Below are 14149 nucleotides of genomic sequence, written 5' to 3' on the forward strand. Positions count from 1 at the left end.
TTCTCAGCCGTCATTCCGGGGCGTGCGTAGCACGAGCCCGGAATCCATACTCACGATCGTGGTTATGGATTCCGGGCCCATCGCTGCGCGATGTCCCGGAATGACGGAGAAAATGGAGCTAGCGCAGCCGACTCAACAGCGACAGCAGCGTCTCGCGTTCTTTCGCATCCAGCGGCGCCAGCGTCTCCTTCGAGATCGCAAGCGCCAATGGCGCGGTCTTCTCCGCGAGCTGCTGTCCTGCTCGGGTCAAGCTCACCAGCAGCCGCCGGCCGTCTTGCGGGTCCGCGCTCGTCTCGGTGAGACCGCGCGCCGTCAACCGGTCGATCACGCCCTTGATGGTCGCGACATCCATCGCGGTGAGGCGGCCGAGCTGGTTCTGCGAGCATGGCCCGGTCTCGACCAGCTTCGACATCGCCGCCCATTGCGTCGGCGTCAGGTTGCTGCCGATGTCGCGGGCGAAGATCATGGTGTGGCGCTGCCAGACCTGGCGCAGGATGAAGCCGATCTGCTCGTCGAGCACATAGTTCGATTTGGCAGGCCTCGCCGCCGTCTTCACGGCCGCCTTGGCCGGCTTCGGTGCGGCCTTGGTCGCAGCTTTTGCCGATCGCTTCAGCGTGGCGGTCTTTGCCATTGATCCCTCGCCTCAGATCGACAGATGCGCGTCGCGGATATCGGGCCGCGCGTCGAGCTCGGCCATGGTGCCGGAATAGCAGATGCGGCCGCGCTCGATGATGTAGGCACGGTCCGAGATCAGCTTCGCAAAATGCAGGTTCTGCTCGGACACGACCAGCGACACGCCCTCCTTCTTCATCGTCAGGATGGCATCGACCATCTGCTCGACGATCTTCGGCGACAGGCCTTCCGACGGCTCGTCGAGCAGCACCAGCGACGGATTGCCCATCAGAGTGCGGGCGATCGTCAGCATCTGCTGCTCGCCGCCGCTCATGCGCCCGCCGGGCCGGTTCTTCATCTCGGCGAGATTGGGAAACAGCTTGTAAAGCTTCTCGCGCGTCCATTGCGGCGCTCCGGCCCGCGGCTTCTGCCGGCCGACCTCGAGATTCTCCTCGACCGTCAGCTCGGTGAAGATGCGACGCTCTTCCGGCACGTAGCCGAGGCCGGAGCGCACGATCTCATGGGTGGGAACGGACGAAATGTCCCTGCCCTCGAACATGATCTGGCCCTCGCGCTGCGCGACGAGGCCGACGATCGACCGGAACGTGGTCGACTTGCCGGCGCCGTTGCGGCCGAGCAAGGCCACCACCTCGCCCTCGCCGACCTCGAGGCCGATGTCGAACAGGATGTGCGCCGGGCCATAATGGCTGTTGAGATTGGCGACCGACAGCTTCATGCCGATGCTCCCTCGCGATGCCTTGCATCGTACAGCAGGCCCTCGCCGAGATAGATCGCCTGCACCTCGCGATTGGCGCGCACCTCCGCCGGCGAGCCCTGCGCGATCAGGCTGCCGCGATTGAGAACGAGGATGCGGTCGGCATGCTCGAACACGACGTCCATGTCGTGCTCGGTGAACAGCACGCCGATCGACTGCTCGCGCGCGATCTTCGCGGTCAGGCGCATGAGCTCGACGCGCTCGCGCGGCGCCATGCCGGCGGTCGGCTCGTCCATCAGCAGCAGCTTGGGCTGGTTGGCGAGCGCAATCGCCAGCTCGAGCCGCTTGAGATCGCCATAGGCGAGCTCACCGCAGGGCCGCTCGGCATAGCCGGTCATGCCGACGAGATCGAGCAGGCGATCGGCCTCGCCGCGCGCGATACCGAGCATCGGACTGAAGAAATCGAACAGACGGCGATGATGCGAGACCAGCGCAACCTGGATGTTCTCGCGCACCGTCATGGTCGGATAGGTCGCCGTGATCTGGAAGGTACGGCCGACTCCGAGCCGCCACACCTCGCGCGGCTTGCGGCCGGTGGTCTCCTGCCCCATCACGGTGATACGGCCGCTGTCCGGCACGTTCTGGCCGTTGAGCATGTCGAAGCAGGTGCTTTTGCCCGCGCCGTTGGGACCGATCAGCGCCAGGATCTCGCCAGCCTGCAGCATGAACGACACGTTGCGCACGGCGTGAATGCCGCCATAGGATTTCGACAGGCCCTCGACCGAGAGCAGCGCCACGCCGAGACTCATTGCGCGCCCTCCATCTTGGCCGCGAGCGCAGCAGGCTTAGGCGCCGCCGCGCGACGCCGGTGCATCACGCTCTCGACCACGCCGACGATGCCTTTCGGAAACACGACCACGATCAGCACGATGAAGATGCCGAGCACGAGCTTCGACCAATCGGTCTGGCTGACCAACCAGATGTTGAGGGCCTTGTAGACGATCGCGCCGAAGATCGCACCGGGCACCGTCTCGACGCCGCCGAGCAGCACCATGACCAGCGCGTCGACCGACAGCGAGATGCCCATGTTGTCCGGAAAGACGCTGCCCTTGAGATAGGCGAACAGCGCGCCGCCGATGCCCGCCGTGGTGCCGGCGATGATGAAGGCCGTCCACTGGATGCGCTTGCCGTTGATGCCGATGGACTCGCTGCGCAGCGGCGAGTCGCGCATGCCGCGCAGGGCATAGCCGAACGGCGAGAACGTGATCAGACGCAGCACGCTGACGACGGCAGCGGAGACGCCTAGCGCGAGCCAGTAGAAATGCGACGGCGAGGCCGCCCATTTCTCCGGCCAGAGACCGAGAATGCCGTTGTCGCCGCCGGTCACCGCGACCCATTGAAATGCGATCGACCAGACGATCTGGGCGAAGGCCAGCGTCAGCATCGCGAAGTATACGCCGGAGAGCTGCACGGCGAAGGCGCCGAACACGGCCGCGCCGAGCGCGCCGAGCAGCGGCCCCAGTAAGAGGCAGGCGATCATCGGCAACCCCGCCATCTTGGCGAGGAACGCGACACCATAGGCGCCGAGGCCGAAATAGGCGGCGTGGCCGAATGAGGCGAGGCCGCCGACCGCCATCAGGAAATGCAGCGACGCGGCAAAGATCACGAAGATCGCGATCTCGGCGCCGACGGTCAGCGCGTAGTTGCCGGCGATGAACGGCAGCATCGCCAACAGCGCCAGCGCCACGAGCGAGGCCAGACGCTCGACCGAGCTCAGCGGACGCCACGGGATGACGGTAAGACCCGGCGTCCGCCGCGCCGGCGCCTCCTTCTTGCCGAACAGGCCCCAGGGGCGGACGACCAGCACCACCGCCATCACCAGGAAAACGAGGATCAGCGAGATCGTCGGGAAGATCAGGATGCCGAAGGCGTTGAGCTCGGAAACGAGCACCGCCGCGACAAAGGCGCCGAGGATGCTGCCGAGGCCGCCGATCACGACGACGACGAACACTTCCACGATGATGCGCAGGTCCATCGCGTGATGGACGGCATCTCGCGGGATCTGCAGCGCGCCGCCGAGTGCGGCGAGGAAGACGCCGACCGCGAACACCGAGGTGAACAGCCACTTCTGATTGACGCCAAGCGCCGCGACCATGTCGCGGTCCTGCGTCGCCGCGCGCACCAGGATTCCCCAGCGTGTGCGCTGGAACAGCAGCCAGAGCGCACCGAGCACGATTGGACCCATGGCGATCAGGAACAGATCATAGCTCGGGATGGCTTGGCCGAAGAAATCGACCGCGCCCTTGAAGCCCGGCGCGCGGCGGCCGACCAGATCGTCCGGGCCCCAGATCAGCACCACGAGGTCCTCGACCATCAGGGTCAGGCCGAAGGTCGCGAGCAGCTGGAACAATTCCGGTGCGTGATAGATCCGGCGCAGCAGCACCATTTCGACGAGCACACCGATCGCGGCCACGGCAAGCGCCGCGACGACGATGCCGCCCCAAAAGCCGAGCGCGCCGGACAGCCGCTCCGTGAGCGAGAACGCCACATAGGCGCCCAGCATGTAGAACGCGCCATGGGCGAAATTGACGATGCGCGTGACGCCGAAGATGATCGACAGCCCCGACGCCACCAGGAACAGCGACGCTGCACTGGCAAGACCGGTCAGGAACTGGACGAAATAGAAGGCCATGAGCAGTCCGCGTCAGGAGATCGTCTGTGTCGGATGAGCCGCGTCGCAGCTCGCATGCGCCCCGATGGAGCCAGCGAGCAAGCGTGAGGTGAGGGATCTCGGCCCGAACCTGTAGATCGGGCGTCGCACTCCCTCACCCCGCCTGCTCTCCTCCGCGGGAGGAGGAGGCAGGAAGGCTTGGATCAGGAAGGCCTGGATCAGTCCTTCGGCCGCAGCTTGCCGACTTCTTCGTCGCTCGGCAGATAGTCCGAGCCCTTGCGATAGACGGTGTCGACCATGATGCCCTTGCCGTCCTTCTGCGCCGTCTTGCCGACATAAGCGCCGAGCGTCGACTGGTGGTCGATCTTGCGGAAGGTGATCTCGCCGAACGGCGACGGCACGGAGAGGCCTTCAGCCGCCGCGATCAGTTTGTCGGCATCGGTCGAGCCGGCCTTGGCGAGAATGGCGGCCGCCGACTTGATGGTCTGGTAGCCGACGATCGAGCCGAGGCGCGGATAGTCGTTGTACTTCGCCTGATAGGCCTTCAGGAAGGCGTCGTGCTCGGGCGACTTGATCGAGTACCAGGGATAGCCGGTGACGATCCAGCCCTCCGGAGTCTCCTCCTTGAGCGGATCGAGATACTCCGGCTCGCCGGTCAGGAAGCTGACCACCTTGCGATCCTTGAACAGGCCGCGGATGTTGCCTTCGCGGACCAGCTTCACGAGATCGGCGCCGAAGGTGACGTTGAGGATCGCTTCCGGATTGGCCGCGGCGACGGCCTGCACCACGGGGCCTGCGTCGATCTTGCCCTGCGGCGGCCACTGCTCGTCGACCCACTGGATGTCAGGGCGCTTCTCCGATAGCAGCTTCTTGAACACCGCGACCGCCGACTGGCCATATTCGTAGTTCGGCGCGATCGTCGCCCAGCGCTTCGCGGGCAGCTTGGCGGCCTCCTCGACCAGCATCGCCGCCTGCATGTAGTTCGACGGACGCAGGCGGAAGGTGTATTTGTTGCCCTTCGACCAGGTGATCGCGTCGGTCAGCGGTTCGGCCGCCAGGAAGAACACTTTCTTCTGGTTGGCGAAGTCGCTGACGGCGAGGCCGATGTTCGACAGGAACGTGCCGGCGAGCATCGCGACGTTCTCGCTCGACACCAGCTCGTTCGCCGCGGTCTGCGCATCGGCCGGCTTGCCGCTGTCGTCCTTGGAGACGACCACGAGCTTCTTGCCGTTGATGCCGCCGGCCGCGTTGACCTCCTCGACCGCGAGCTGCCAGCCCTTGCGGTAGGGCTCGGTGAATGCCGGCAGCAGCGAATAGCTGTTGATCTCGCCGATCTTGATGACGTCCTCGGCGCGAGCCGCGCCCGTCAATCCCGCGACGGCAAGGCCCAGGCCTGCCGCAAGCATCGTTCTCCGTTGCATTCCCTTAGCCTCCAATGTTGTTGTTCAAACTATCGTAGACCGTCGTCGCCCTTGATCTCGGCGACCGTGAGTCCGCCGACCCTTGGCAAGGGACGCCCGCTATCGGTGACGGCGAGCGCGACCATGATCTCGTTCGCGCGCGGCGCATCGTTGATCTGCACCTCCATGCCGTCGAAATGACTGCGCACGAAGGCGGCGTCCTTGTGCCCGAGCGGAATGTCGAGCGTGCAGCCGACGCCGCCGCGCTTCTTCGACGACGGGATCAGCGCGGCGCCCTTGCCGAGCACCTTGCGCACCGGCGCGCCCATCTTCGGATGCAGGATCGCTGCCGCATGCTCCAGCTCGCCCTCACTGCCGACGGCAGCGGCCTTGCCGTAACTATGCGCAGCCGGCCCCTCGATCCCGAGCGCAGCGACCGCGCGCTTGGCCAGCATCTCGCCGAGCTCCTCGCCGATCGCGATCAGCGGCGACAAATCCTCGACATAGCGGCCGGCGAACGGGTTCTCGATGACGGCGATGGCCGCGGCCCGCCGCGTTGGCGGCGAGACCGGCCGGCCCATCTCCTGATGAACCTCCTCGACCACGGTCACGATCTTGCGGATGACGGCGCTCATCGTTGGCAGTCCCTCATGTTCCAGCCCATCATGCATCAAACCTCACGCCGCTGCCGCCCGCAACTGCGCCGGACGGTGGATCTCGACCGCACGCGTTCCGGCAACGCGCATCGCCCCGCAGAGCTGCAGCACGGCGCCCTCGATCAGGCCGTCCGACAGCAAGGCTTGCGCAACTTGCTCGCCCGCGGCGAGCGCGGTCGCCACGTCAGCATCATTCAACGCGCCGACCTCGCAGGTGACGAGACGATAACCGAGATCACTGTCCGGCTGCAGCTCACAGGCGGGACGGCGAAGCACGGCCGGATGTCCGGGAAGATCGACGGCATTCGCAATCACGGTCGCGGCAGCGTCGGCCTGCGCAGCGCCGCGCGCCAAAACCGTGACGGCATCCGCGATCCCAAGCGAGAAGCTGCGCCCACGACGTCCCGAGGTAGCAATTCCGCGAGCAGCATCCTCGGAGCGAAGCGTCAGGCTGCGCATCACGCCATTGGCGTCCGGCCGGTCCATCAGCCCGACGCTGAAGGCGGCGTCATCCTGCAGATGCAGCGCGATGTCGCCGCCATTGTTGACATAGGCACGCGGCAACGCCGCAGCCGCCAGCATCGCGCCGAGAATTTCTTCAGCGACCGCTCCTGCCACCGCCGCCATCGGGGTGATGAACATGTCGGCGGCGAACGGCGCCACCGCGGCATGCATGCGGCGGGCGACGACACCATTCAGAAGACAACGATCCCGATCGGCGGCCTTGCGCAGGTCGGACAGTTCGGAACAGAGATCATCGAGCAGACCCGTGAAGCGCTCCGCGGCAGCCCGATAGGCCGCGCGAATGTCGGCCTCGGCGCCGTCGCCGCCGATGATCAGATCGATCGGCCCGTCCTGCAGATGCAGCCGGCGATCAGGCAGGACAGCGATCTGTGGCTGACGGCTCATGCGCCCGGCCCCGGCCACGGCAATTGGCGGATGTCCTTGCTGACGTCCTTCAGCGACGCCAGCGGCTGCACATAATCCATGTGGCCGCCGAGCGCCTCATAGTCGGACAGTTTCATGGTGAACTCGATCGGGGCCACCAGCGCCGGCGTCGGCACATAGCCGAAGGCGCCCGCCGGCATCTGCGTCACGTCGACCATGTAGGTGATGCCGCCGCCCGGCCAGACATAGACCGGCGCACCGCCCGAGGTCACGCGCGTCAGCGCATCCTTGACCGAGCGCGTCAGCCGCACCGGATTGTCAGTGACGCCCGCGCGCAGCGAGCCGCCGGCACCGGCCATGAACAGCACGGTGCACAGCGCCGGCTCGCAATTCTCCTGGATGCGCTCGACCGAGAACTGCAGTTCCGGCGGCATGTCGCGCTGCACTGGCTTCAGGCTGTCGTCGAGCACGTAGTAGCCGGCATGCTCGCCGGTGGTCGACACCATCAGCAGCGTCGTGCCCGGCTTCGCCGTCTTCGGATCGAACGGTCCGAGAATCGCTAACGGATCGGAAATGTCGGTGCCGCCCCAGCCGGTGCCGGGTTGCGCGACCTGGAAATAGCGGCCCGGGGTCGAGCGCCGCCCCTTCATCTTGATGCCGGTCGCCGCGATGTCGAGCAGTTTGCCGGCCTGGTGTTCCGACAGCACACCGGTGATGTGGTCGTCGACCACCACGACCTCGTCGACCTTGCCCTGCCACTGCTTGGCGAACATGCCGATCGTGGCCGAGCCGCAGCCGACCCGCATGCGCTCTTCCTTGACGCCGTTCACAATCGGCGGCTGCCCCGCCTGCACGATCACGCTGGCGCCGCCGTCGATGGTGAGCTCGACCGCCTTGCGGTTGCTGAGGTCCATCAGCGCATCGCAGGTGACGCGCCCCTCCTTCTTGGAACCGCCGGTGAGGTGATGCACGCCGCCGAGCGACAGCATCTGCGAGCCGTATTCGCTGGTCGTCACATGCCCGACGGCCTCGCCGTCGACCCGCACCGTCGCTGCCTCGGGCCCGAGATAGCGATCGGTGTCGATCTTCACCTTGACGCCGCAATAGCTGAAGATGCCCTCGGTCACGACCGTGACCATGTCGACGCCTTCGACCTGCGACGACACGATGAAGGGCGCGGGCTTGTAATCCGGATAGGTGGTGCCGGCGCCGATCGCGGTGACGAACAGCTCGGGCTGGTGCACGATCTTGCCGTCCCAGTCGCCGCTGGCCTGGAACGGCACCAGCTTGCCGCCATGCGACACCGTGCGCTCCAGCAGGATATGCGGATCGACGCGCACCAGCACCCCGTCCTGATTGGCGTAGCGATCGCAGGCCCCTGCGGCACCCGGCTTGATGTAGCACATCACCGGACAGGCATCGCAGCGGATCTTGTCCCCTGCAGCGTCGCTCGCCGTCTCAGTCACCATGCGGAGATGCCCATCTTGAAGCGGAGGTCGCAGCCGCGGCCCGCACCGCGGTAATTCGTTCGTACACGAATGATGTCGCGCCCCTCTGCCGACTGTCAAGCGTTGCCGCACCCGAAAGGCACGTTTGCCGGATAAACGATCAGTTTGCCCTGCACAATGACGACAAATCGTGCACGCACTGCAGCGCAAAACGTGGCACTTGCATGTTAGTACACAAACGATACGCTCCGGGCGATCGCGATTTCATCCTCGTTAACGATAGCATAGCAGACGGCAAAAGGGCATGACGCCAGCAACGATTCGGCTGACCGTGAACGGACAGGCGCATGACGTCGCTGCCGGGCCGGACACGATCCTGCTCCACGTGCTGCGCAACGACCTCGCCCTGAACGGCCCGAAATATGGCTGCGGTCTCGGCGAATGCGGCGCCTGCACGGTGCTGATCGACGGCCGCGCCGCCCGCGCCTGCGTCATTCCGATCGAAGGCTGCGTCGGTCGCAGCATCACGACGCTGGAAGGACTTGGCTCGCGCGAACAGCCCGATCCGGTGCAGCAGGCCTTCATCGCCGAGCAGGCCGCGCAATGCGGCTATTGCCTCAACGGCATGATCATGACGACCAAGGCGCTGCTCGCGATCAAGCCCGATCCGTCGCTCGACGAGATCAAGCAGGCGCTGCGCTACAATCTCTGCCGCTGCGGCGCGCATGTCGAAATCCTCCGCGCCGCGATGCGCGCAGCCGGCCACACGCTCGAGGCGCTGGACTGATGGCCGACCGCGTCGAACAACCTGCGGATCATCCGCGCGGCGTATTGACGGTGGAGCGTCGCGTCGGCGACGGGTCGTCGGAAACCTTCATCAGAATCACCCGGGACGGCGAGGTCTCGGCCTTCAACGGCCATGTCGATCTCGGCACCGGCATCCGCACCGCCCTGGGACAGATCGTCGCGGAGGAACTCGACGTATCGTTCGCCCGCGTCGTGGTCGTGCTCGGCGACACCGCCGTCGTGCCGAACCAGGGCGCGACCATCGCCAGCGAAACCATCCAGATCACCGCAGTGCCGCTGCGCAAGGCGGCGGCGCAGGCACGCGCCTTCCTGCTGGCGCGGGCCGCGGCGCAGCTTGGACGTGCTGAAAGCGATCTGACGATCGAGGACGGTCTGGTCCGCGGTCCCGACAACCGCGTGCTCAGTTATGGCGAGTTGATCGGCGACGATGCGATCCGCCTCGATCTTGCCGAGGACATCGCCGTCAAAGCGGTGGACGACTATCAGATCGTCGGCCGCTCGGTGCCGCGCGTCGACCTTCCGGCGAAGGCGACCGGCGAACTCACTTACGTGCACGACGTCCGCGTGCCCGACATGCTGCACGGCCGTGTCGTTCGCCCGCCCTATGTCGGCGTCGATGCCGGCCCGTTCATCGGCACCAGCCTGATCGGTGTCGACAAGGAGTCGGTCCGCGACGTTCCAGGTCTGGTGGACGTCGTCGTGATCGGCGATTTCATCGGCGTCGTCGCGGAGCGCGAGGAAAATGCGATCCTCGCCGCCGAGCGGCTGAAGGTGAGCTGGAAGCCGGTGCCGACCTTGCGCGATCTGGATGACGTCGAGAACGCGCTGCGCGCCAATCCGTCCGAGCCGCGCCGGCTGCTCGACAAAGGCGATGTCGATGCCGCAATCGCCGGCGCCGCCAAGCCGATGCCGCGGACCTATCTCTGGCCGTATCAGATGCACGGCTCGATCGGGCCGTCCTGCGCGGTCGCTGACTATCGCGACGGCCAGATCCGGATCTATTCGGGCACGCAGAACCCGCACCTTCTGCGCACCGATCTCGCCAAGCTGATCGACTGCTCCGAGCATCAGATCGAGCTGATCCGGCTGGAAGCCGCCGGCTGCTACGGCCGCAACTGCGCCGACGACGTCACCGCCGATGCGCTCCTGCTGTCGCGCGCCGTCGGGCGTCCCGTGCGCGTGCAGTTGTCGCGCGAGCAGGAGCATCTGTGGGAGCCCAAGGGCACTGCGCAGCTGATGGACGTCAATGGCGGCCTCAATGCCGACGGCTCGGTGGCTGCCTATGAGTTCGCCACGCGCTATCCCTCGAACGGGGCGCCGACCCTGGCGCTGCTGCTGACCGGCCGCATTGCGCCGGAGCCGGCCATCTTCGAAATGGGCGACCGCACGGCGATCCCGCCCTACGACTACGACCACATGCGCGTCACCGCGCATGACATGCCGCCGATCGTCCGCGCCTCCTGGATCCGCGGCGTCTCCGCGCTGCCGAGCACATTCGCGCACGAATCCTATATCGACGAGCTCGCCGCCGAGGCGAAGGTCGATCCGATCGAATACCGGCTGCGCTATCTCAAGGACGAGCGCGCCCGCGATCTCGTCAACGCGGTGGCCGAGCGCGCTGGCTGGACGCCGCGTCCGGTGCGGCAGGAGAAGACGCCCGAGAACGATGTCGTGCACGGCCGTGGCTTTGCCTACGCGCTCTATGTCCACAGCAAGTTCCCCGGCTATGGCGCGGCATGGTCGGCCTGGATCGCCGATGTCGCTGTCAACACGACGACCGGCGACGTCAGCGTCACCCGCGTCATCGCCGGCCAGGATTCCGGGCTGATGATCAACCCGGACGGCGTGCGCCACCAGATCGAAGGCAACGTCATCCAATCGACCAGCCGCGCGCTGATGGAGGAGGTTCCGTTCGCGCGCGGCAAGGTCGCGGCGCGCGAATGGGGCGCCTATCCGATCATCACCTTCCCCGAGGTGCCCAAGATCGACGTGCTGATGCTGCCGAGGCCAGATCAGCCGCCGCTCGGCGTCGGCGAGTCCGCATCGGTGCCGAGCGCAGCCGCGATCGCCAACGCGATCTATGACGCCACCGGCGTGCGCTTGCGCGAGCCGCCATTCACGCCGGAACGCATTCTGCAGGGCCTGCGCGGCGAACAGGTCGAGCCGGTCAAGCCACAGCCCCTTCCCGCGCCGGATAAGCCAACGACGACCTGGCTCAAGCCGTTCGCCAAGCGCGGCGGTCTCGTCGCCGGCGCGGTCGCGGCCTGCGCCGCTGCGATCGGCGTCGCAACCGCGGTGCTGCCTTGGCGCGCCATCGCCCCGATCACGCGCCCCGATCCCTCGGTCTATTCGGCAACGACGATCGCCCGCGGCGAAGCGCTTGCCGCTCTCGGCAATTGCGCGGTTTGCCATACCGCGGATGGCGGCCTGATCAACGCCGGCGGCCGCGCGCTGGATACGCCGTTCGGCACGCTGTTCAGCACCAACATCACCCCGGATGCCGAGACCGGCATCGGCGCCTGGTCCTATCCCGCGTTCGAGCGCGCGATGCGCGAGGGCGTGCACCGCGACGGCAAGCAGCTCTATCCGGCATTCCCCTATACGCATTTCGCGCGCACCGATGATGCGGACCTGCAGGCGTTGTACGCCTATCTGATGGCACAGACGCCAGTGTGGCAGCAGGCGCCGGACAATCAGCTGCGCTTCCCGTTCAACCTGCGTCCGCTGGTCGCCGGCTGGAATGCGCTGTTTCACAGCTCTCAATCCTTCAAACCTGATCCGACAAAATCGGAGCAGTGGAATCGCGGCTTCTATCTCGTCGAGAGCCTCGGCCATTGCAGTGCCTGTCACTCGCCGCGCAACGCGCTCGGCGCCGAGCCACGCAACGCCTATCTAGCGGGGGGCTTCGCTGACGGTTGGGAAGCACCCGCGCTGAGCTCGCTCTCATCGGCGCCGATCCCGTGGACGGAAGACGAGCTCTACACCTATCTCCGCACTGGCCACTCCCGCTTTCACGGCGTGGCCGCAGGACCGATGGCGCCGATCGTCAAGGATCTCGCGACGCTGCCCGATACTGACATCCGCGCGATGGCGACCTATCTCGGCTCGTTTCAGGCGCCGTCGCCCGAGCCGGCGAAACTGGAGTCGATGGCTTCGGATCTCGAGGCGCGCACCAAGGTCACGTCTGCCTCGTCTCCGGCGGCCCGACTCTATCTCGGCGCCTGTGCCGTCTGTCACGAGGTCGGCGGCCTGCCGCTGTTCGGCAGCCGGCCGTCGCTGGCGCTCAACAGCAATCTGCACGGCGCCACGCCCGACAATCTGATCCAGGTGATCCTGCACGGCATCATGAAGCCGGCCTCGTCCGATCTCGGCTACATGCCCGCGTTCAAGGACCATCTGAGCGACGCGCAGCTCGCCGAGCTCGTCGGCTATCTGCGCAGCCAGTTCGCCCCGGACAAGCCGGCCTGGACGAACATCGATGCCGCCGTCACCCGCATCCGCTCGTCCCGGCTGCACTGAGACTACGAAACATGGACCACAAGGTATCAACATGAGTGCCCTGACCAACGCCATCGACATCCTGCGCTGCTTCTCGACCTCCCGGACCGACCTCTCCTTTGCCGACGTGCAGGTCATGACCGGCAAGCCGAAGAGCTCGACGTCCCGCCTGCTGCGCTCGCTGCGCGATTGCGGCCTGCTCGAGCAGGACCCGCGCAGCCGCCGCTACCGCCCGGGCCTGCTCGTGTTCGAGCTCGGGCGGCTGCATCGCGCCGATGACGACCTGATCGCTACCACCGAGCGCGAGCTGCGCGACGTCGGCGCGCGCGCCGTCCACACCGGCTAACTCATGCCAGCTCCGCGATCCTGATCACGCCGGCCTCCGCACCTTGTGCCTGCGCCGCAGCCATCGAGCCGCCGAGATCGATGCCGCGGCAGGCATTGTCGATGACAACGGCCGCGAAGCCGAGCCGCCGCGCATCCACGGCCGAATAGTGGACGCAGAAATCGGTCGCGAGCCCGGCCAAAAACACCCGCCTGAAACCGCGCTCGCGCAGATAGCCGGCAAGGCCGGTCGGCGTCGTCTTGTCGTTCTCGAAGAACGCCGAGTAGGAATCGATTCCGGGACGAAAACCCTTGCGGATGATCAGCTGCGCCTTGTCGGTCGCGAGGTCGCGGTGAAACGCCGCGCCCGGCGTGCCCTGGATGCAGTGATCCGGCCACAGCGTCTGCGGGCCGTAGGCCAGAGCGATGCTCTCGAACGGCGCCTTGCCCGGATGGCTGGAGGCGAATGAGCCATGGCCTGCGGGATGCCAGTCCTGGGTCAGAACGACCTGATCGAACCGCGCGCTCAGCCGGTTGATGACCGGCACGACCGCATCGCCGTCCGCCACCGCGAGCGCGCCGCCGGGACAGAAATCGTTCTGCACGTCGATGATGAGCAGCACGTCCTCGTTCGCCTTGATCTGCATGGTCGTCACATCCGCTTGCCAAAAACCCGGACAGCATGGCCGCGGCCGGCGGCGTTCTCAAGCCGCTCGTGTCCGGCCCAAAAAGCCAGCCCCTCCATTCCGGAATCCCTGCCCTGCGCGCCGGGACTGGAAATGCCCGGCGGCTGGTGGATTCTCTCGGCAGGAGAGATTCGCACGATGTCCGTCACCGTCACACGCCGCAACCCGATCCGCAGCCTCGAAGGCTGGGCCGTGGCAGCCTTGCGTGAGGCTGGCGCCGTGGTCGATTGCGACGAGCACGGCTGGATGCACGAGCGCGGCGACCCGTACGCCGTGGCCCGCGCGCTTCGCCTCGCTTGCGATGATCCGCCGCGCGGCGTCTCCCCTGCGGACGCGACCGCCGCGATCGAGCAGATCCTCGGCGCGATCGGCGACACCTGTCCTGAGTGTTCACCGCGCGGAGAGCGGTAAGAAGCGCCGGGATTCAAATAAGTGATTCCGCGA

General features: G+C 66.5%; 13 protein-coding genes. 4 read left to right on the plus strand and 9 right to left on the minus strand.

Annotation, left to right across the window (positions count from 1 at the left end; all coding sequences use genetic code 11):
• Positions 1–118: 118 nt before the first annotated feature.
• The 8 genes from ACQR1I_RS24730 to ACQR1I_RS24765 form a co-directional block, all read right to left on the minus strand.
• Complete coding sequence (locus tag ACQR1I_RS24730; RefSeq protein ID WP_434868010.1) at positions 119–631, minus strand: MarR family winged helix-turn-helix transcriptional regulator; 513 nt, start codon at positions 629–631, stop codon at positions 119–121.
• Between the two features lie 12 nt (positions 632–643).
• Positions 644–1348 carry an ABC transporter ATP-binding protein gene (locus ACQR1I_RS24735; protein WP_434868009.1) on the minus strand — a complete coding sequence of 235 codons (705 nt, stop codon included), beginning with the start codon at positions 1346–1348 and terminating at the stop codon, positions 644–646.
• Entirely contained in the window at positions 1345–2136 is a 792-nt protein-coding gene (locus ACQR1I_RS24740; protein WP_434868008.1) for an ABC transporter ATP-binding protein, read from the minus strand. Before ACQR1I_RS24740 ends, ACQR1I_RS24735 begins: the two co-directional genes overlap by 4 nt.
• The gene (locus ACQR1I_RS24745) at positions 2133–4019 is read right to left on the minus strand and encodes an ABC transporter permease (RefSeq protein WP_434868007.1); all 1887 of its coding nucleotides are present in this window, start codon (positions 4017–4019) and stop codon (positions 2133–2135) included. The genes ACQR1I_RS24740 and ACQR1I_RS24745 overlap by 4 nt, the downstream gene beginning before the upstream one ends.
• 197 nt (positions 4020–4216) lie before the next feature.
• A complete protein-coding gene (locus ACQR1I_RS24750) occupies positions 4217–5404 on the minus strand; it encodes an ABC transporter substrate-binding protein (protein WP_434868438.1) in 1188 nt (395 codons plus the stop codon).
• A 44-nt stretch (positions 5405–5448) separates the two neighbouring features.
• Complete coding sequence (locus ACQR1I_RS24755; protein WP_434868006.1) at positions 5449–6033, minus strand: amino acid synthesis family protein; 585 nt, start codon at positions 6031–6033, stop codon at positions 5449–5451.
• A gap of 42 nt (positions 6034–6075) precedes the next feature.
• On the minus strand, positions 6076–6963 hold the full coding sequence (locus ACQR1I_RS24760; protein WP_434868005.1) for a UPF0280 family protein: 888 nt from the start codon (positions 6961–6963) through the stop codon (positions 6076–6078).
• A complete protein-coding gene (locus ACQR1I_RS24765) occupies positions 6960–8411 on the minus strand; it encodes a 6-hydroxynicotinate reductase (protein WP_434868004.1) in 1452 nt (483 codons plus the stop codon). The genes ACQR1I_RS24760 and ACQR1I_RS24765 overlap by 4 nt, the downstream gene beginning before the upstream one ends.
• Before the next feature lie 283 nt (positions 8412–8694).
• Between ACQR1I_RS24765 and ACQR1I_RS24770 the strand changes: the two genes are divergently transcribed.
• Genes ACQR1I_RS24770 through ACQR1I_RS24780 form a run of 3 tightly spaced genes read left to right on the plus strand, consistent with a single transcriptional unit; the run spans position 8695 to position 13041 of the window.
• The gene (locus ACQR1I_RS24770; protein WP_434868003.1) at positions 8695–9177 is read left to right on the plus strand and encodes a (2Fe-2S)-binding protein; all 483 of its coding nucleotides are present in this window, start codon (positions 8695–8697) and stop codon (positions 9175–9177) included.
• Positions 9177–12716 (plus strand): molybdopterin cofactor-binding domain-containing protein, encoded by a 3540-nt coding sequence (locus ACQR1I_RS24775; RefSeq protein WP_434868002.1) that lies wholly within the window; start codon positions 9177–9179, stop codon positions 12714–12716. The genes ACQR1I_RS24770 and ACQR1I_RS24775 overlap by 1 nt, the downstream gene beginning before the upstream one ends.
• 31 nt (positions 12717–12747) lie before the next feature.
• Positions 12748–13041 carry a helix-turn-helix domain-containing protein gene (locus ACQR1I_RS24780; protein WP_434868001.1) on the plus strand — a complete coding sequence of 98 codons (294 nt, stop codon included), beginning with the start codon at positions 12748–12750 and terminating at the stop codon, positions 13039–13041.
• A 1-nt stretch (position 13042) separates the two neighbouring features.
• Here the strand turns inward: ACQR1I_RS24780 and pncA are convergent, their stop codons facing one another.
• Positions 13043–13666 (minus strand): bifunctional nicotinamidase/pyrazinamidase, encoded by a 624-nt coding sequence (gene pncA / locus ACQR1I_RS24785; protein WP_434868000.1) that lies wholly within the window; start codon positions 13664–13666, stop codon positions 13043–13045.
• Between the two features lie 177 nt (positions 13667–13843).
• Here pncA and ACQR1I_RS24790 point away from each other — a divergent pair, with 177 nt between their 5' ends.
• Positions 13844–14116 (plus strand): hypothetical protein, encoded by a 273-nt coding sequence (locus ACQR1I_RS24790; RefSeq protein WP_434867999.1) that lies wholly within the window; start codon positions 13844–13846, stop codon positions 14114–14116.
• Positions 14117–14149 lie beyond the last annotated feature (33 nt).

Origin of the sequence: Bradyrhizobium sp. HKCCYLS2038, assembly GCF_051167655.1 — a bacterium.
GTDB lineage: Bacteria > Pseudomonadota > Alphaproteobacteria > Rhizobiales > Xanthobacteraceae > Bradyrhizobium.